This window comes from Vibrio sp. 10N, from assembly GCF_036245475.1.
Lineage (GTDB): Bacteria > Pseudomonadota > Gammaproteobacteria > Enterobacterales > Vibrionaceae > Vibrio.
Genome location: NZ_BTPM01000001.1, coordinates 3164216 through 3184105, shown reverse-complemented (window position 1 = coordinate 3184105; position 19890 = coordinate 3164216). Strand labels below are relative to the sequence as shown.

The 19890-nt window shown below is 47.0% G+C and carries 14 protein-coding genes; 7 read left to right on the top strand and 7 right to left on the bottom strand.

Going from position 1 to position 19890, the window contains the following annotated elements; genetic code table 11:
• Nucleotides 1–150: 150 nt before the first annotated feature.
• Both ppc and argE read right to left on the bottom strand, forming a co-directional pair.
• On the bottom strand, nt 151–2784 hold the full coding sequence (ppc, locus tag AAA946_RS14795) for a phosphoenolpyruvate carboxylase (RefSeq protein WP_338165496.1): 2634 nt from the start codon (nt 2782–2784) through the stop codon (nt 151–153).
• A gap of 182 nt (nt 2785–2966) precedes the next feature.
• Nucleotides 2967–4106, bottom strand: coding sequence for an acetylornithine deacetylase (argE, locus tag AAA946_RS14790; RefSeq protein ID WP_338165495.1), 1140 nt, complete (start codon nt 4104–4106; stop codon nt 2967–2969).
• Nucleotides 4107–4274: 168 nt separating this feature from the next.
• On the opposite strand from argE, the gene argC reads away from it, so the two are divergent.
• The 3 genes from argC (at nt 4275) to AAA946_RS14775 (ending at nt 7398) form a co-directional block, all read left to right on the top strand.
• Nucleotides 4275–5279 (top strand): N-acetyl-gamma-glutamyl-phosphate reductase, encoded by a 1005-nt coding sequence (gene argC / locus AAA946_RS14785; protein ID WP_338165494.1) that lies wholly within the window; start codon nt 4275–4277, stop codon nt 5277–5279.
• 14 nt (nt 5280–5293) lie between these two features.
• Entirely contained in the window at nt 5294–6082 is a 789-nt protein-coding gene (gene argB, locus AAA946_RS14780) for an acetylglutamate kinase (protein ID WP_338165493.1), read from the top strand.
• Nucleotides 6083–6180: 98 nt separating this feature from the next.
• On the top strand, nt 6181–7398 hold the full coding sequence (locus tag AAA946_RS14775; protein WP_042477170.1) for an argininosuccinate synthase: 1218 nt from the start codon (nt 6181–6183) through the stop codon (nt 7396–7398).
• Between the two features lie 89 nt (nt 7399–7487).
• Here AAA946_RS14775 and AAA946_RS14770 read toward each other — a convergent pair whose 3' ends face one another.
• Nucleotides 7488–9689 (bottom strand): vWA domain-containing protein, encoded by a 2202-nt coding sequence (locus AAA946_RS14770; RefSeq protein ID WP_338165492.1) that lies wholly within the window; start codon nt 9687–9689, stop codon nt 7488–7490.
• A 467-nt stretch (nt 9690–10156) separates the two neighbouring features.
• On the opposite strand from AAA946_RS14770, the gene argH reads away from it, so the two are divergent.
• Both argH and AAA946_RS14760 read left to right on the top strand, forming a co-directional pair.
• A complete protein-coding gene (gene argH, locus AAA946_RS14765; protein WP_042502697.1) occupies nt 10157–12031 on the top strand; it encodes an argininosuccinate lyase in 1875 nt (624 codons plus the stop codon).
• 375 nt (nt 12032–12406) lie between these two features.
• Nucleotides 12407–12754 carry a RidA family protein gene (locus AAA946_RS14760; RefSeq protein ID WP_338165491.1) on the top strand — a complete coding sequence of 116 codons (348 nt, stop codon included), beginning with the start codon at nt 12407–12409 and terminating at the stop codon, nt 12752–12754.
• A gap of 68 nt (nt 12755–12822) precedes the next feature.
• Here the strand turns inward: AAA946_RS14760 and AAA946_RS14755 are convergent, their stop codons facing one another.
• The 3 genes from AAA946_RS14755 to AAA946_RS14745 all read right to left on the bottom strand — a co-directional run bounded on the left by AAA946_RS14755 (nt 12823) and on the right by AAA946_RS14745 (nt 14686).
• Nucleotides 12823–13308: a hypothetical protein gene (locus AAA946_RS14755; protein WP_338165490.1), complete on the bottom strand. Its 486-nt coding sequence runs from the start codon at nt 13306–13308 to the stop codon at nt 12823–12825.
• On the bottom strand, nt 13305–13766 hold the full coding sequence (locus tag AAA946_RS14750) for a hypothetical protein (RefSeq protein WP_338165489.1): 462 nt from the start codon (nt 13764–13766) through the stop codon (nt 13305–13307). Before AAA946_RS14750 ends, AAA946_RS14755 begins: the two co-directional genes overlap by 4 nt.
• Before the next feature lie 191 nt (nt 13767–13957).
• Entirely contained in the window at nt 13958–14686 is a 729-nt protein-coding gene (locus AAA946_RS14745; protein ID WP_338165488.1) for a redoxin family protein, read from the bottom strand.
• 163 nt (nt 14687–14849) lie between these two features.
• Between AAA946_RS14745 and oxyR the strand changes: the two genes are divergently transcribed.
• Nucleotides 14850–15737, top strand: a complete 888-nt coding sequence (oxyR, locus tag AAA946_RS14740; RefSeq protein WP_338165487.1) for a DNA-binding transcriptional regulator OxyR — start codon at nt 14850–14852, stop codon at nt 15735–15737.
• A gap of 129 nt (nt 15738–15866) precedes the next feature.
• Complete coding sequence (locus tag AAA946_RS14735) at nt 15867–17192, top strand: IS4 family transposase (RefSeq protein ID WP_338164986.1); 1326 nt, start codon at nt 15867–15869, stop codon at nt 17190–17192.
• 43 nt (nt 17193–17235) lie between these two features.
• Here AAA946_RS14735 and AAA946_RS14730 read toward each other — a convergent pair whose 3' ends face one another.
• On the bottom strand, nt 17236–19884 hold the full coding sequence (locus tag AAA946_RS14730) for a penicillin-binding protein 1A (RefSeq protein ID WP_338165486.1): 2649 nt from the start codon (nt 19882–19884) through the stop codon (nt 17236–17238).
• Nucleotides 19885–19890: the final 6 nt, after the last annotated feature.

The window sequence follows — 19890 nt, the reverse complement described above, 5'->3', positions numbered from 1 at the left end:
AATGTAATTATATCTGAATTATATAAGCAAAAAGTGGAATAGAATGCGATACCACTTCAAAAAACTGATAAAACTCTCAGTAAGTATGCCAGTAAAAATAAAAGGCCGCAATATGCGACCTTTTGTCTCTAATGTAGAATAAAGTTCTGTTTAGCCGGTGTTGCGCATGCCTGCAGCAATACCTGCAATCGTCACCATGAGTGCTTCTTCTAGCTCAGATTCGGTCTCTTCACTTTGGCGAGTGCGATACAGAAGCTCTGCTTGCAGCATGTTGAGTGGCTCAACATAGATGTTACGCAGACGAATCGACTCTTGTCCCCAAGGGTCGCTTTGCATCAAGTGGTTGTGGTTTTCTACGTTCAGTACCGCAACGATGTCTTTTTGCAATTGACCACGCAGTTTGTCACCGAGAGGCAGTAGCTCTGGATCCGCAAGACGCGTATCGTAGTAGCGAGAGATTTCCATATTACACTTGGTGTAAACCATCTCTAGCATACCCAGACGTGTTGAGAAGAATGGCCATTCGCGGCACATCTCTTCAAGCAGCGCTTGGTGACCTTTGTCGATAGAGTATTGAATTGCTTCACCAGCACCAAGCCATGCAGGCAGTACTAAGCGGTTTTGACTCCATGAGAAGATCCATGGGATCGCACGTAAGCTTTCTACGCCGCCATTCGGGTTACGTTTCGCTGGGCGAGAACCTAGCGGCAATTTGCCTAACTCGAGTTCTGGCGTTGCTTGGCGGAAGTAAGGGACAAAGTCCGGTTCGCCACGAACCACTTTACGGTAAGCATCGCAAGAGACTTGAGATAGTACTTCCATAAGGTCACGCCAATCTTGCTTCGGCTCTGGTGGCGGCATTAGGTTCGCCTCCAGAATCGCACTTGCGTACAGATTGAAACTGTTAACCGCAATTTCTGGTAGACCGAGCTTAAAGCGGATCATTTCGCCTTGCTCTGTCACACGTAGGCCGCCTTTAAGACTCTTAGGTGGCTGAGAAAGCAGTGCCGCGTGTGCTGGTGCACCACCACGACCAATCGTACCGCCACGGCCGTGGAATAGGGTGATGTCGATACCCGCTTCTTCGCCGACAGCGACCAGTTTTTCCATTGCGCTGTACTGAGCCCAGCCAGCCGCCATCACACCAGCGTCTTTTGCTGAGTCAGAATAGCCAATCATCACCATTTGGTGGTTTTGGATGTAGCCACGATACCAGTCGATATCAAATAGCTGCTTCATGACCGCTTCTGAGTTGTTCAGGTCATCGAGAGTTTCAAACAGTGGGCAGACGTCCATACGGAACTTGCAGCCACACTCTTGAAGGATAAGGTGCACAGCCAAAACATCAGAGGCGGTACGCGCCATTGAGATAACATACGCACCAAATGCTTCACGAGATTGCGATGCAATCACTCGGCAAGTATCGAGCACTTCTTGCACTGGCTCTGAAGGCTCCCAGTCGCGTGGTAGCAATGGGCGCTTCGAGCTTAGCTCGTTAATTAGGAAAGAAACCTTGTCTTGTTCGCTCCACTGGTCGTAGTCGCCCAGACCTAGGTGGCGCGTTAGCTCAGAGATGACATCTGAGTGACGGGTACTTTCTTGACGGATATCGAGACGTACTAGGTGAACACCGAACGCCTTCACGCGGCGAAGGGTATCGAGCAGTGAACCGTCGGCGATGATGGCCATGCCACTTTCGCGAAGTGACTTGTAGCAAGCCATGAGCGGCTCCCAAAGCTGGGAGATGTCTTCAAGGATTGGCTTGTTCGGCACATCTTGATGATTAATTTGCGCTTCCAGTACTTCCATGGTGTTCACGAGAAGCTTGCGAACCGGTTTTAGGATAGCGCGGTATGGTTCGTGTGCATCGCCCGCTAGTTCGCGAACTTGGTCGTTGCACTTAACCATGGAGAGCTCAGTGATCAGCTCTTGGAAATCTTTTAGGTAAAGCTCAGCCGCTTTCCAGCGTGACAGTAGCATCACTTCACGAGTGATTTTATGCGTCACAAACGGGTTACCGTCGCGGTCACCGCCCATCCAAGATGAGAAGTGCACTGGGCGAGCATCAATAGGCAGACCTTCGTCTAGGTAGCCTTTTAGGCGCTCATCAAATTCACGCAAGAACTCAGGAACCGCATCCCATAATGAGTTCTCGACTACGGCAAAGCCCCATTTCGCTTCATCAAGTGGCGTTGGACGCTGCTGACGAATCACATCTGAGTGCCAGCTTTGTGCGATGAGCTGCTCTAGACGACGTTCGGTTTTCTTACGCTCTTTATCTGACAGCTCATTAAGTTCTAGCTTAGAGAGGCACTCGTTGATTTTGACCAGCTTGTTGATCATGGTGCGGCGAGTGATTTCTGTCGGGTGCGCGGTCAGTACGAGCTCGATGTTGAGGTCACGTACAGCCTGAACGGTGTCAAACTTGCTGACATCTTGTTGGCTAAGCTTAGAGAAAAGCGAGTAGATTGGGTCTGGTTCACACACATCGGCTTCGCAGCTGCGTGATATCGTATGGTATTGATCGGCGATGTTAGTGAGGTTTAGGAACTGGTTAAATGCGCGAGCAACAGGGGTGAGTTGCTCATTTGGCAGGCTCTTAATCTCTTCAATGAGAATATCACGATCGGCTTCATTGCCTGCGCGTACCACGGATTTAGAAAGCTGTCGGATCTTCTCCACTTTCTCTAGGATCTCGTCTCCATGCGCTTCCTTGATGGTGTTCCCCAACAGGTGCCCTAGCATCCTAACATTGCTCTTCAATGGGGCATATTTTTCGTTCATAGTCGTCCTGCCTTGTAATTTAACTACATCCGTTATTCCTTATCAGCCTCACAATCTAGCGAAAAATGTTAGTGCGAGTCAAATAAAGTAAACCAAGTTTGCATTTATCGTGCTGGCAGGATAAACGCACACTGGGCTGAGTTAAAAGCTTGAATTGTTGAAAATTTATTACAGAATATCGATCACTCGAAGCAATATTGTCGCATTGCCTTGGCCAAGATATTGATGGTCGGATCAATGAAATCAAAGCTTAAGAATTCATCTGGCTGGTGAGCTTGGTCTATAGAGCCTGGGCCTAGCACCAAGGTAGGGCAGAGTTGTTGCAAAAACGGTGCTTCGGTACAATAGTTGACCGTTTCTGATGGCATTTCACACAATGTTTCCATTCCACCAACAAATGGGTGCTTGTGGTCGCACTCGTAACCGGGAATCGGCTCATGCAAAGCGGTAATCGTTAATCGTCCCGGCCATTTTGCTTCCACTTCTTTTAGTGCATCACGGAGTAGGTTATCCAAGCCATCTAAGCTGATACCTGGCAGCGGTCTGACATCGTAATGCAGTTCACAGCAGCCACAAATGCGGTTAGCGCTGTCGCCGCCATGAATATGACCAAGGTTGAGGGTAGGGCTAGGGATAGCAAAGCCAGGGTGGTGGTACTCTTTCACCAGCTTGTCGCGCAGCTTCATCATCGCGTACATCACTTCGTGCATGATTTCGATGGCATTAACGCCTAAAGCAGGATCGGAAGAGTGACCAGACTTGCCTGTCACTCGTATTGCATTAGCCACATGCCCTTTATGGCCGCGAATAGGCACTAGGCTGGTGGGTTCGCCGATAATGCAGTAATCCGGTTTGAACGGCGCATTGTCGGTAAAGTGTCTTGCGCCCAGCATAGTGGTTTCTTCATCACAGGTTGCTAGAACATAAAGTGGCTTGGTTTGTTTGCTCCAGTCGATTTTCTTGACGGCTTCGTAGATAAACGCGAAGAAGCCTTTCATATCTGCGGTGCCCAAACCGTAGAAGCGGTTGTTGGCTTCGGTCAGATCGTGCGGGTTGAAACTCCAACGACCTTCATCAAATGGTACAGTATCACTGTGGCCTGCCAATAGTAGACCGCCTTCGCCTTGTCCCTTTTTGGCAATCATATTGAACTTGTTCGGTTCAACCTCGATGACTTCAACCTCAAAACCTAGGTCTTTCATCCATGTCGCCAGCTTTTCGATAACTTTTTCGTTGCCATGGTCCCAGCTAGGATCGGTGGAGCTAATCGAAGGTGTGCTGATCAGGCCTTTGTAGACCTCTAAAAAACTAGGTAATTGCATATTATCTTCGCTTCTACTGTTGACAGATTAATCTTAAGACGGTAAAACACATATTAAATCATAATTAATGAATAAAAAATCAATTAATGGCGTTTTTTTTATATTTATAATCATTAATTGCAAGCTTCACTAACAACGTTAAATCGACTTAAATACGGAATCAGAGTCATGCTAAAAACCACCATTATTGGCGCATCAGGATACACAGGAGCAGAGTTGGCTCTGATGGTCACCAAACACCCAGAGCTCACGCTATCAGGTTTGTACGTATCCGCCAATAGTGTTGATGCGGGTAAACCGATTTCTCAACTGCACGGTAAGTTGGCAGGCCTAGTTGAAATGCCCGTGCAGCCGCTGGTGGATGTGCAAAAAGCGGCAAGCGAGTGTGACATCGTATTTTTGGCGACAGCACACGAAGTGAGCCATGACCTAGCACCTGTGTTTTTAGCACAAGGTTGCCAAGTGTTTGACCTGTCAGGCGCTTATCGCGTGAAAGCCGATGACTTCTATACCACCTTCTATGGCTTTGAGCATCAGCATGAAAACTGGTTGGACAAAGCGGTGTATGGTCTTGCTGAGTGGAATGCGAAAGAGATTGAAACGGCGCAGCTGGTGGCGGTACCAGGTTGCTACCCAACGGCTTCACAACTGGCGATTAAGCCGCTACTTGAAGCAGGTCTTGTTGATAGCACTATGTGGCCAGTTATCAACGCAACCAGTGGCGTCACTGGCGCAGGACGTAAGGCGTCGATGACCAATAGCTTTTGCGAGGTCAGCCTTCAGCCATACGGCATCTTTAATCACAGACACCAACCAGAGATCGCAACGCATTTAGGTTGTGATGTGATTTTTACTCCGCACCTAGGCAACTTTAAGCGTGGCATCTTGGCGACCATCACTATGAAGCTTAACGATGGTGTAACTGAGGAGCAGGTAGCTGCAGCATTTGCGACGGCTTATGAAGGCAAACCAGGTGTACGCGTCAAAGGGGAGACTATCCCAAGAATTCAAGATGTTGAGAACACGCCGTTCTGCGATATCGGTTACAAAGTTCAAGGCCAGCACGTCATCGTCGTGTCGGCGATTGATAACCTGCTAAAAGGTGCATCGAGTCAAGCGATGCAGTGTTTGAACATCAAAAATCAGTTTGCACAGCTAACCGCGTTGGTTTAGTCGAGGAGAGCAGCATGAGTCAGCAAAATACACCATTAGTGATCAAGTTAGGCGGCGCGGCACTGTCGTGCTCAGAGACACTTGGACAACTATTTAAGGCTATCTCTGATTACAGTCAGCAAGCGCAGCGAAGTATCGTGATTGTTCACGGTGGCGGTTATCTCGTAGACGACCTAATGAAGAAGCTCGATTTGCCAACGGTGAAGAAGCAAGGTTTGCGCGTGACACCTTATGATCAGATCCCTTTGATTGCGGGCGCGCTAGCGGGTACTGCAAACAAGCTGCTACAAGGCGATGCGATTAAAGCGGGTCTTAATGCGGTAGGTTTGAGTCTTGCTGACGGTGGGCTTTGTGAAGTGACTGAACTAGACCCAGAGCTTGGTGCGGTAGGCGATGCTAAGCCGGGTAACCCTGCGGTTCTGCAAGCGATTTTAGCAGCAGGCGCATTGCCAATCATTAGCTCAATTGGCTTAGATAGCCAAGGTCAGCTGATGAATGTTAATGCCGACCAAGCGGCAGTCGCAGTGGCTGGTGCATTGGATGCAGAATTAGTGCTGCTATCTGATGTAAGTGGTGTGCTGGATGGTAAAGGTCATCTACTACCAAGTTTGACCAAGCAAGAAGCGGATGCGCTGATTGAAGGCAAAGTGATTACTGATGGCATGATTGTTAAGGTACAAGCCGCACTGGAAGCGGCCAACGACCTAGGTCGTCCAATTGAAGTGGCGACATGGCGATACCCAGAAAAATTAGTCGAATTGTTTGCAGGTAAGAGTATCGGCACACAGTTCGTCCCAAACTGAATTATCAGAAAGTAAACCGAATCTAAGATTAACGAAATTAAAGTGAAGTAACCCCGAGAAGCTGACCGCCAAAATCAGGCTCGGACAAGGAGAGAGACATGAGTAAACCATCCGTAAAAAAAGTTGTTGTTGCCTACTCTGGCGGTCTAGATACGTCAGTGATCATTCCATGGCTAAAAGAGAACTACGACTGTGAAGTTGTCGCATTCGTGGCTGATGTTGGCCAGGGCGAAGAAGAGCTTGTGGGCATCGAGGAAAAAGCGAAAGCATCTGGCGCCTCTGAGTGCTACATCGCTGACCTGAAAGAAGAAATGGTCGCTGACTACATCTTCCCAACGCTAAAAACGGGTGCGTACTACGAAGGTAAATACCTATTAGGTACATCCATGGCGCGTCCGATTATCGCTAAAGCTCAGGTTGAAGTGGCGCGTAAAGTCGGTGCTGATGCACTGTGCCACGGCTGTACAGGTAAAGGTAATGACCAAGTACGTTTTGAGGGGGCATTTGCAGCTCTAGCACCAGACCTAACCGTGATTGCGCCTTGGCGTGAGTGGGATCTCGTTAGCCGTGAAGAGTGTCTAGATTACCTAGCGGAGCGCAACATCCCTTGTACTGCTTCACTAACTAAGATCTATTCACGTGATGCAAACGCATGGCACATCTCTACAGAGGGCGGCGTTCTAGAAGATACATGGAATGCGCCAAACGATGATTGCTGGGCATGGACAGTGGATCCTGAGCAAGCACCTGATCAAGCAGAATACGTGACGCTAGAGGTAGCAAAAGGCGAAGTGGTTGCCGTTGACGGTGAGAAAATGACGCCATACAACGCTCTGGTTTACCTAAACGAGAAAGGCGTGAAGCACGGCGTTGGTCGTATCGACATCGTTGAAAACCGTTTGGTAGGTATGAAGTCTCGTGGCTGCTACGAAACTCCAGGGGGCACCATCATGATGGAAGCACTGCGTGCGGTTGAGCAGCTAGTGCTGGACAAAACATCGTTTGAGTTCCGTGAAGAGCTAGGCGTGAAAGCCTCACACCTTGTCTATGACGGTCGTTGGTTCACACCTCTTTGTAAGTCTATCTTGGCAGCGTCGGAAGAGCTGGCACAAGACGTAAACGGTGAAGTTGTAGTTAAGCTATACAAAGGTCAGGCGATTGTGACTCAGAAACGCAGCGTAAACAGCCTGTACTCAGAAGAGTTCGCAACGTTCGGTGAAGATGAAGTGTACGACCAAAGCCACGCGGAAGGCTTCATCCGCCTTTACTCACTATCAAGCCGTATCAGAGCATTGAACGAAGCAAAGAAAAAATAACTTTCTAGGCTTTCGGCTCTTAAGGTAAAAGCCCTCGGTGACACTAGTCAACCGAGGGCTGCTTTTTATTAACCTTGCTAAAGAACTTATTAGTTGCTTTGCTGGTTTTCTACATATTGGTAGGCAATAGTAATATTCTCCCCTTCATTAGGGATTGCAGAGCCTGTGAAAACTATTGATTTTGACAGTGGGTAATATTGCCAACCGTCAGTTGAGTTTCTATCAATAGAAACGCCAGCGACTTTTACTGCAATGGAAGAAGAAAGTATCTGCTTCGTTTCTGCTTGGGTCAATTCATAGCCTGCGCTAGATGCACCCGCATTCTTAGCCATTGTCTCAACAAACGCCCCATATTCATCAGTCACATTAATGTTGAGCGTTTTACCTAATGTTCTTGTGGCAAGATCGTCGTATTGGCTATTGCTAGCATCATTTGGATTGACAATGGAGTAAACACGATACCCGTTGTCGACAAACAAGTTGTTGTCGATATCAAATACCTCTCCCCATGGGTAATGGTTAGGTTCATCACTCATGATTACGACCGACAGCGATGCTCCAGGACGAGGGTAACCAGCTTGCTCCACAGTTCCACTAGGTGATAGTGCTTGTTCCGCATAGTAAATGCCTCTTTCTGTAGCGCTGCCCCTGCTACCTGGCTTGAAATCCGTCTCAATTTGATCGATGTTGTTTGTGAACCCTTGACCACGAAGCGCATCGCTATCTGTTGTTATTGTTCCGACCATGAAATCGACACCCGCATTTTGTATCGTCCCCGTAAACGCTTTGGTTAGGTCGCTAATAGCTTGCTGTTTATCTGACATGCTGCCCGAATTATCGATGACAAACAAGAAGTCGGCTTTCGAGACGGTTTGGTTTACGGCAGTAAAGCTATCGTTATGCAGCAGTAGTTTTGCTTCCTTAGACGAGGTAATACTTTCTGATGTAGTTGATACGATGAGTTCAGAATATAATGTTGCTTTGTCTTTTGCGACGAGTGTTGACGTAAGCACAGCACTGCCAGACTCTGGGACGTAGTTTAATGTAATGTCCAATTGATATTCTGTCGCTGCAATTTCGGTTGCCGCAGGAACTAAAGCACTAGCACTACCACCGACTTTATCGATAGCTGTCTGCTGTATTAGAGTCTCCAGCAGCGCTGTTAGTGTTTGTTCTGTGCTTAGTGTGATTTTATATGAAGCGTTAATGTCACCATTTGCAAGGACGGTTTGTGAGGTCTGTACTAGCGGGCTCCAACCAGAAAGTTGACTCGCAAATGCACTCATCATCGACTGTAGAACAGCTTCTGTGCTCAAACCCTTATCCAATGTCGTCCGTTCTGCCACGAAGCCCGCGAGTTGGGTGTCTTCTGGAGTAGGCAGTCCAGACATTGCGACTACGCTGGTCGGTTGAGGCTTGGCATAGATAATACTACCGTACACATCGCCGGTTAGTTGACTAGTATTGTATCCCTCTGGGAGAAATACCTGTTTAGTATTTAGTGAGACTGCTTGGGTGGGAGCTGGGGCATCAGCGATGGTGATTTGAACGTCTTTGTGTTGAACAATATTTTGCCCCTGTTCGTTGATGGTCGCAATTTCCAGCGTGTATATTTCCGTTCCAGAGGCGGCACTCGCTGTAATAGACAGCACATTTGGTGTGTTAACGTCTTGAGGGAGCAGTACATTTCCTTGACTGTCTTTCCAAATAAGCTCGTCACTGTCACTCATGTTGGACACCGTGGCGGTCAATGTTGCGCTCGACCCCGCTGCAACCACTGCTGGGTTCACTGTGATGGCATTGATTATTGGACTTGGAGCGAAATCAGCCCCAACACTACACAAGACCTCGTTTTCTAGAATTTCGCTATTGTCGAGTAGTCCATTGTTGTTGTGGTCAATGCCTACTAAAACTTGTTGACCACCTGCGCTGCAACGATTGTCATCTTTTGCGATTAGAACCGTGGTTACAAGAGCCTGATTGAATATATCACTGCCTTCGTCTGACGTTTCACCTGTGCCATCGTTGCAGATAGTTTTGTTTGAAATGTATTCATCTTGTTCTAGCGTTCCGTTCTCGTTTTCGTCGTAACCTGCTAAAACTTTAATACCACCATAACTACATTCCGCACTGTCCAAAAGTAGTTGTTCTACTTGCACGACTGCATCTTTTTGCTCAGATATTCCAGTATTTGGGGTACCATCCGAAGAGCTATCACCACAACCCGTAATAAAAACTGTAGCGATGGCGCTAGCCAAAAGAGTTTTATTATATGTTTTTATTGCATTCATTCTGATTTCCCTATGTTTGAATTAGCAACTAGTAGCTAGATAAACGGAACCGATATCACAAGCTACAATTGCAGTGCGTTATGATGCTTATTGATTGTTGAGTGATCTACAAGAGGGTTGATAACGTGTGACGTATATCTTTAATTTTATAATTTCTTGATATAATCATATGTTTCTTATGAATGTGTTGGTGTTTATTGAGTTGTGCGTTGATTGTATAAGTGAGGTCTATTGAATATCATCAATAGAACTTACCGAAGAGGAATGAGAAAAAATCAAAATTCGCATGAATATTTATGTGAAATAAATGAATTTTTACTTTATTTTTAATTCGGTTTGTCGTACCTTGAACCCTATCAACAAAGACACTGAGTTGCATTCAATTCACTCAGCGAGAATAGCGGTTTATTCTTACAATAAGTAACCACAGAAGCAGCGACGCAAACTGAGCAGTTAGGAGAGACACGATGGCATTATGGGGCGGAAGATTTACCCAAGCAGCAGATACGAGATTCAAAGACTTTAATGATTCATTGCGCTTTGACTACCGACTTGCTGAGCAAGACATTGTTGGCTCAATTGCTTGGTCAAAGGCATTGGTTTCGGTTGGCGTTCTGACTGAAGATGAACAGCAGAAGCTAGAGCTAGCGCTAAACGAGCTTAAACTCGAAGTGATGGAGAATCCAAAGCAGATCCTAAGATCGGATGCGGAAGATATCCATAGTTGGGTTGAGCAACAGCTGATTGGCAAAGTGGGCGACTTAGGTAAGAAGCTACACACTGGCCGTTCTCGTAACGACCAAGTGGCGACCGACCTTAAACTCTGGTGTCGTCAGCAAGGCCAGCAACTTTTGCTGGGTCTCGATAGACTGCAATCGCAGATGGTTGAGGTTGCAAGAGCACATCAAGATACCGTTCTTCCTGGTTATACCCACCTTCAGCGTGCTCAGCCTGTGACGTTTGCTCACTGGTGCTTAGCGTACGTTGAGATGTTTGAGCGTGATTACTCTCGTTTGGATGATGCCATTAAGCGTTTAGATACTTGCCCACTGGGTTCAGGTGCACTGGCAGGTACCGCTTACCCAATGGATCGTGAGCAGCTTGCTCATAACCTCGGCTTCAGAAGAGCGACACGCAACAGCTTGGACTCGGTGTCTGACCGTGACCACGTGATGGAGCTAATGTCTATCGCCTCTATCTCTATGCTGCACCTATCGCGTCTGGCTGAAGATATGATCTTCTACAACTCAGGTGAGTCGAACTTTATTGAACTTGCGGATACCGTGACGTCTGGCTCTTCTCTGATGCCTCAGAAAAAGAACCCAGATGCTCTAGAGCTTATCCGTGGTAAAACCGGTCGTGTTTACGGCTCGCTAGCTGGCATGATGATGACAGTGAAAGCACTGCCACTTGCCTACAACAAAGATATGCAAGAAGACAAAGAAGGTCTGTTTGATGCACTCGACACTTGGAGTGACTGCATGGAAATGGCCGCGCTGTGTTTCGATGGTATCAAGGTAAACGGCGAGCGTACGCTAGAAGCGGCGAAGCAAGGCTATGCAAACTCTACTGAGCTTGCGGACTACCTAGTTGCTAAAGGTATTCCATTCCGTGAAGCGCACCATATCGTAGGTGTTGCAGTAGTGAGTGCGATTGCCAAAGGCTGTGCACTCGAAGAGCTCTCCATTGAAGAGCTGAAAGAGTTCTCGCCAGTGATTGAGAACGATGTTTACGACATCTTGACGATTGAGAGCTGTCTAGAGAAACGTAATGCGCTTGGTGGTGTAGCGCCGCAGCAAGTCGCTTACGCGGTAGACCAAGCTGAGAAACGTCTCACAGCACGTGATAATTCAGCGGTGAAAGTGCGATCTGCTCGTCTGACAGATATCGATGCGCTAGAGAGCATGGTGGCTTACTGGGCGAACCTTGGTGAAAACCTACCTCGTAGCCGCAATGAACTGGTGCGTGATATTGGCTCATTCGCCGTCGCAGAGCATCATGGTGAGGTTACTGGTTGTGCATCGCTCTATGTGTATGACTCAGGGCTGGCAGAGATCCGCTCTCTAGGTGTTGAAGCGGGCTGGCAAGGTCAAGGGCAGGGCACAGCGATTGTTCAGCACTTGGTAGAGAAAGCACGTAAGATGGCGATTAAGAAAGTGTTCGTTCTGACTCGTACGCCAGAGTTCTTTATGAAGCACGACTTCATCCCAACATCGAAGACGCTGCTGCCTGAGAAAGTTCTGAAAGACTGTGACCAATGTCCACGACAGCATGCTTGTGATGAGGTAGCGTTGGAAGTGAACTTGGTAGAGCAAATTATTGCCAAGATGAACGTTGCGTAACTTATTGAAAAATAAGTGAGTAACGAAAATATCGGAAAAATTTTAAAAAAAGATCATTTTTCTGGGAACAAACAAGAAAAGGCACGGTCTATTAAAGTACCACTGCTTTTTCTTAGAAGAATCTAAGAAGGCCCCGAATCAAGGTTGATTACGGGGCTTTTTTCTTTTTAGCGCTTTTCAAAGTTTTCTCCCCTTTCAACCTAAACCTCTCACGTTCGATTGATCTAACTCTTTGCTTTTGCCCGCAGCGAGAAAAACTGCGGTTCGCCAAGCATGTCACAATGTTCGCGTGTTGCTTGTCCTTGGTATCCGATAGAATAGGCCTTCCTGTTTCAGCCCTATCGTTCGGATAGCCAAAAAAAGAGCAATAACATTATGATTGAACGCCTTCATACTAGAGAGCGCATGAGCCGCATCGTTAAGCACAATGGCACCATCTACCTTTGTGGTCAGGTGTGTGCAGATGCCACTAAAGACATTACAGAGCAGACACAAACCATGCTTGATAAGGTCGAAGCTCTGCTACTTGAAGCGGGCAGTGACAAAGAGCACATGCTGTCTGCGACCATATACCTTAAAGACATGCAAGATTTCCAAGCCATGAACGCAGTATGGGACGCATGGGTACCCGCAGGCCATGCGCCAGCTCGTGCTTGTGTGACTGGAGATATGGCCCGTGAGGCCTTGCTGGTGGAGATCTCTGTTATCGCGGCTGAAAAATAATTGACATAATGTGCCCGAGTTCAAGGTGTATTCGGGTATAAATCTTTGTGATTAGTTGACTAGGCTTGTTACGATTGATTGAGTAACTCAAGCATTTTATATCGATTGGCAGTCGGCTTTTCATCTAGATAAACGTAGAGTAATTGCCTCACATCCTTCTCAGTCAGAGGGTCATTTAAACTAGGGTCAGCACCGCGAGAAAGTAGCCATTCAAACATGGTGAGGTTATCTTGTACAACAGCACTAACTAGGGGTAATGCTTGGTTACTAGTTACAAAGTTGATGTCATAGTTGCTGTCTAGTAGAGATTGAATCAACTCATATTTATGGAAAGTGCCCTCAGTATTTAAAAGAGTAGTCAATCCAAAGTCCCTTGCTACGATTTCAATAAGTTCATTCGATGGTCCTATGTATTCGAAGTATGCCAAGCATTGGTCGCGATTGAACACCTTCATTTCAACCCCAGAAGCACACCACATTACACGCTCTTCTGAAGGCAGAATTACAATCGTTATAGCCACTACTGTAAAAAAGAGAAATAACTTTTTTTTCATACGTTTATCCAAAGTCTTTCTAGAGGTTTTGTATTTGCGTAGTGAGGAATAATGAGAGGTTTGTTTTTTGCAATGCCGTCCAGACACATAGAAAAGTAGGACTTAAAGCGCGACTCTAACGTTCTAATAACAAACTCATATATCTTAACTTTACGTAGATCTTTTTGAGTAGCATATTGATAAAAGTGGGGAGCTAGATTCGTAATGAGCTTTTCTATAATTTTACGAAGAGGCAATCTAGGGTTGATTGTTGACTCATAAATGGCAAGCATAAATCCAATGTTATAAGTCGCATCAATGGCCTCAAGCAACAGGCTTTGAGCAAATCCCCGATAAAAATCGGTTACTACCAGATCGTTAATGTCATTCTTAAGTGAGGGAAAGAACAGAGCAAGAATTTCTTTAGTTTCTTGTTCTGTGAATAGTAGTTCCTGCTCCTTGAACGTCTTCAGCTTCATTTTTTCCTCTCGAGATTGCCTTAGCTTGTCGACTGCACGCTACCTAACGTCAAATAAATTGTCGATTCGCTGTGGGGGGATTGCGAGTGGATGCTGTTAAGGATGTAATTGATAAAGAGAATAGGTTGGTTTGTTGTGAGCGTCATAGGAATGGAAGTAGAGCCAGGGCATTACTACCCTAGCTCTATTTATTATGCCAAATAGGCTTCTAGCTCTTCACTACCACCAATATGCTTACCACCGATAAACACTTGCGGTACAGTTGTACGACCACTTACGGCACGTAAAGTCACAGTAGTTGCGTCTTTACCCAATACGATTTCTTCATACTGAAGGTTATGGTCAATCAGGTTTTGCTTCGCTTTCATGCAGAATGGGCAACCTGGCTTAGTGAATACTGTGATGGATTCTTGAGTCTTGTAGCTTGGCGCGATGTAGTTCAGCATCGTATCTGCATCTGACACCTTGAACGGGTCGCCTGGCTCGTTTGGCTCGATGAACATCTTCTCTACCACGCCGTTTTTCACCAGCATGCTGTAACGCCATGAACGCTTGCCAAAACCAAGGTCGTTTTTCTCAACCAACATACCCATACCATCAGTGAAGTCACCGTTACCATCTGGAATGAAGGTAATGTTTTCTGCTTCTTGATCTGACTTCCATGCGTTCATCACGAAGGTGTCGTTTACTGATACGCATAGGATTTCATCTACACCGTGATCTTTGAACACAGGAAATAGTTCGTTGTAGCGCGGCAGGTGGCTCGAAGAGCATGTTGGCGTAAATGCACCTGGTAGACTGAACACAATCACCGTCTTGTCTTTAAACAGCTCATCTGTTGTTACGTTGACCCACGCATCACCCTGACGAGTTGGGAATGTCACTTGAGGTACTGCTTGGCCTTCTTTAGATGCAAACATACTGATGTCCTTCTGGATAATTAAATTCTTGTGAGTCTAGCGTTGCTAACAGAGAGTAGCGTTTATTGCTTTGCTTCGATGGGACTATTATCAAAAAAATGGTTTGATAGTTCTAATCGTTTATTGTTATGGTATCGATAGTCAAATTCTATCGGAGCATGCGATGAACATTCGTGATTTTGAATACCTAGTGGCCCTGGCTGAACACAAACATTTTCGTAAAGCAGCAGAAGCTTGCTTTGTTAGTCAGCCGACACTAAGTGGTCAGATCCGCAAATTGGAAGATGAGATTGGTACCTCTCTGTTAGAGCGCAGCAGTCGCCGAGTGTTGTTTACGGATGCCGGTTTACAGCTGGTTGAGCAAGCAAAGCGTATCCTTAAGGAAGTAAAGACGTTTCGTGAGATGGCTGCGGGGCAAAGCGGTGAGATGATGGGGCCAATGCATATTGGTTTTATCCCGACTGTTGGGCCTTACTTGTTGCCTCGAATTGTGCCTCAGCTAAAAGAGGCATTTCCCGATCTTGAGTTATTCTTACATGAGGCTCAGACCCACCAATTGGTCAGACAGTTGGAAGAAGGTAAGCTCGATTGCTTAGTGCTAGCGTCAGTGCCAGAAACTGCACCATTTAAAGAGATTGAAGTCTTTAATGAGCCGATGAGTATTGCGGTGCCATGCGACCATGCTTGGGCAAAGCGTGATGAGATAGAGATGGATGAGCTCAAAGGGCAAACCGTGCTGTCACTCGGTGACGGACACTGTCTGCGCGACCAAGCCCTTGGCTTCTGTTTTGCTGCTGGTGCGAGAGATGATGAACGATTCAAAGCCACCAGCTTAGAGACGTTGCGTAACATGGTGGCCGCTGGGGCAGGCATAACTCTGCTGCCTGAACTGTCTCTGCCTAAAGAGAAAGAGAAGGATGGCGTGTGCTACGTAACTGCGGTGAATCCGACGCCGTCTCGCAGTATTGTTTTAGCCTATCGCCCAGGCTCGCCGCTGCGTGCGCGCTTTGAGAAATTGGCGGAGTCGATTAGTCGCTATCTTAGTGCTTAGTGCTGAAATTCAGATGATAAAAAAGGGGCTTAGCGCTAATGCCGATCAGTTAAACATTAATCGGCAGATCAATTGAATGATCCCACCAGTGTGTAAAAATCCGATAGACCCTGTTTATCGGATTTTTTTATGCACGTTTCTCAAGCCCTCGACATCATCAACAACTACAAACCAAATCAAGTTGAAACTCTCGCAGACCTCTTACCTATTGAACTCATCAAAGAAGCCTATGAACTGACAGATACTGTCACCCTTAGAAAACGAAAACTGACTTTGGAATCGATGGCATGGCTGTTAGTTGGAATGGCTATCTATAACGACAAGTCTATGGCTGATATCGTAAATATGCTCGACATTGTTGACCGTTCGGGTAAGCCGTTTGTTGCTCCAAGCGCACTAACACAGCGCAGAAAAAGTCTCGGTGAATCTGCCGCTAAAGCTCTTTTTGAGTGTACTCAAAGCCATTGGTTCGCACACGCTAACCTTCCAAATTGGAATGGGCTTACGTTGTTAGGTGTCGACGGGGTCTTGTGGCGCACTGAAGACACGGAAGATAACGCTAGCGCTTTTGCCAAGCCCACCAATCGAGACGGTATAGAAACGCAGTATCCACAGGTTCGCATGGTATGTCAGATGGAATTAAGCAGTCATTTAATCACAGGCAGTGCCTTTGACTGTTATAGCGTCAATGAAATGAAGTTAGCAGAACAACTCATAGAAACAACGCCTGATAATAGCTTAACGCTCTTCGATAAAGGCTTTTACTCTCTTGGTTTACTGGATGCATGGAGCTCACAGGGGCTCAATCGACATTGGCTTATCCCGATGAAGAAAGGTCTAAATTATGAGGTCGTTCAGTCTCTTGGCCGACAAGACAAACTAATAAAGCTGAAGAGCAATCCGCAAGCGCGTAAGAAATGGCCGAAGTTAGGACAAGAGGTTGTTGTACGTTTAATCACGAGAGTCAAAGACGGCAAGCAATACGATGTTCTCACTTCAATGCTTGACCCTATGCTTTATCCAAAAGCAGATATTGTAGGTTTATATGGGTATCGTTGGGAAATTGAACTCGGCTACAGGGAGCAAAAACAATATATGCTAGGGAATCGCCTTACGCTGCGCAGCCGACTCCCAGAGCTCGTTAAACAAGAACTCTGGGGGATATTACTGACATACAACTTAGTCAGGTATCAAATGGTTCAGATGTGTAACACATTGAATGGCGACTACTTACCATACCAACTTAGCTTCAATGGAGCATTAGCTCACATCATGCGCCTGATAGTGGGGCTTCCATACTCGTCACCAGGAGCAATACCGAGGCAACTCCAAAACTTCTACTCAATGAGCGAGAGCCTAATACTTGAGCCTAGGCGGGAAAGATCCTTCCCAAGGGTAGTGAAGAAAAAGCCAAGCCGATACCCGAGAAAAAACAATGCCGCTCACCTTAAGTGAACGGCATTAGGGCTTAGCGCCCCTTTTACTTGTTAAGTCCAATCTAGAACAGACTTTCACCGTCAGACTCATCACTAGAGTACAAGGTGTCCGTTAGGCTTTCCTGTACGTACTCAGTCGGTTCAGTTCCAATCTTGAAGTATTCAAACATGGTTGAACCATCGGTCTTATTGGTCAGAAGACCCGAATCTCGGTCGATACGCACGCGAGTGATATCGTTTGGTACTTGTTTAGCGACCACTTCGTGACCTTCAAGCGCTAAGCCCATGAAGTCTACCCATGCCGGTTGAGCGGTTTTTGCACCAGCCTCAGCACCAGTGATTTGATCTTTACCTAAGTTAGCGTTTGCCGTTGTACGACCAAGCTTTCTTTGGTGGTCATCAAAGCCAACCCAAGCGGTTGCGACGATACCCGGACCATAGCCGTTGTACCACGCGTCTTTAGAGTCGTTGGTGGTACCTGTTTTACCGCCCACATCGCGACGCTTAAGCTTTTGAGCGCGCCAACCGGTGCCATTCCAACCAGTACCTTCGCGCCAGTTACCACCACCCCAAACGTTGCTGTAGAGCATTTCACGCGTTAGGAAGGCTGTCTGCTCAGAGATGACTTTTGGCGCGTAGCGCGGCTCGTCAGATTCTGAGAGATCTTCTTCGTTGAACTGTGCGATATCTAGCGGCTCAATTTCAGAGGCATTGGTTGCTTCTTCAATGCTTGGCGCTGTTTCATCAGTTGCTGCCTTGGCAAACTCAGGAGCCTGCATATCTGGACAGTTTTGATGGCAAACGATTTTCGGGTTCGCTTCAAACTCCAACTTGCCAAATGGGTCCTCTACCTTACTGATATAGAACGGTTCTACGTAGTAGCCACCGTTAGCAAACACAGAGAAGCCTTGTGCCATTTGAACCGGTGTCAAACTACCAGCACCAAGAGCAATCGTCTCAGAGCGAGGCAATTTAGACTTGTCAAAACCAAATCGAGTTAGGTAATCACGAGTCTCATCGAGACCCACTTCACGCAACACTCGAACCGCCATAACGTTCTTCGATTGTGCGAGACCGATACGCAGACGTGTTGGACCTGTGTAAGTCGGTGGTGAGTTTTTAGGGCGCCATGCAGTGCCTGCACTCTTATCCCACTTATTGATCGGCGCATCGTTCACAAGACTTGCCAGCGTCATATCTTTATCCAGCGCTGCAGCGTAGATAAACGGCTTAATGCTCGAACCTACCTGTCTTACCGATTGCGTTGCACGGTTAAACTTACTGTGTACGAAGTTAAAACCGCCCACGAGAGACAGTACTGCGCCGTTCTCTGGATTAATCGCAACAAACGCCGTATTGGCATTTGGCACTTGGCTTAGACGCCATGTGATGGCCGTTGGCTCAGCCACTTGGTCGTCTTCAGTTTGCGCTTCTTTTTCCTCGGGAGACACATCAGGAGTGATATCCAGATCTGCAGCACGAACCCAAACCTGCTCACCTACGGCTACAACATCACTAGGTGCTTTTGGTGCCTCACCTTGACGGTCGTCCGTTCTGAACTTACGTGCCCAGTTCATGTTCTCCCAGCTAATGGTTTGCTCGCCATAGCTTTTCACATAAACCGTCGCTGACTTATCGGCCACTTGGGTCACTACAGCAGGACGAAGCTCACCATAGGTTGGCTGGCGACGTAAGTGCTTAGCAATCTCTTCGCTAGTCATCGCCGTTTGACCTGCTTTCCACAGCACTTTTTCAGCGCCACGGTAACCGTGTCGCTCGTCGTAGTTAAGAAGGTTTTTAATGGCCGCGATGTGACCGGCTTTTTGCAGTTTAGAGTCAATCGTGGTGGTGATACGCATGCCGGATTCGTACGCTTCTTCACCGTAACGACTCACCATCCAAGCGCGGGCAATTTCTGCCACATAAGGAGCGCTTAGCTCGATCTCAGCACCATGGTATTGAGAGATAATTGGCTCGGCACGGGCTTCATCAAACTCAGCTTGAGTGATGTACTTTTCAGACAGCATGCGTGATAGCACCACGTTACGACGCTGAGTAGCACGCTCGACAGAGTAGATTGGGTTCATGGTTGATGGCGCTTTCGGAAGGCCAGCCAGTACCGCAATTTCACTTAGAGTGAGCTCATTAAGGTTACGACCGAAGTACGCCTGTGCTGCTGCGCCAAAACCGTATGAGCGGTAGCCCAAGAAGATTTTGTTAACGTACAGCTCCATGATCTCTTGTTTGCTGAGAAGCTGCTCGATGTGCACGGCGATAAAGATCTCTTTCACCTTACGCATGATTTTCTTCTCATTAGACAAGAAGAAGTTACGAGCTAGCTGCTGCGTGATGGTACTCGCGCCTTGCGAGGCGCTACCAGAGGCGATCACAGCCACAGCTGCACGGGTAATACCGATTGGGTCAAACCCAAAGTGGTCGTAGTAGCGGCTGTCTTCTGTCGCAATTAGGGCGTCGATAAGATCTTGCGGGATCTCATCGTAAGATATTGGAATTCTGCGCTTTTCGCCGAATTGTGCGATCAGCTTCCCATCTTGGCTGAACACCTGCATCGGTGTTTGTAGTTGGACATCTTTAAGGGTGGCGACATCAGGTAATTCAGGCTTTACGTAGTAGTAAAACCCAAAAATTGTACCAACTCCAAAGAGTATGCAAATGAATGCAAGAACCAACAGTCTCTTTATGAACTTCACCGAGAT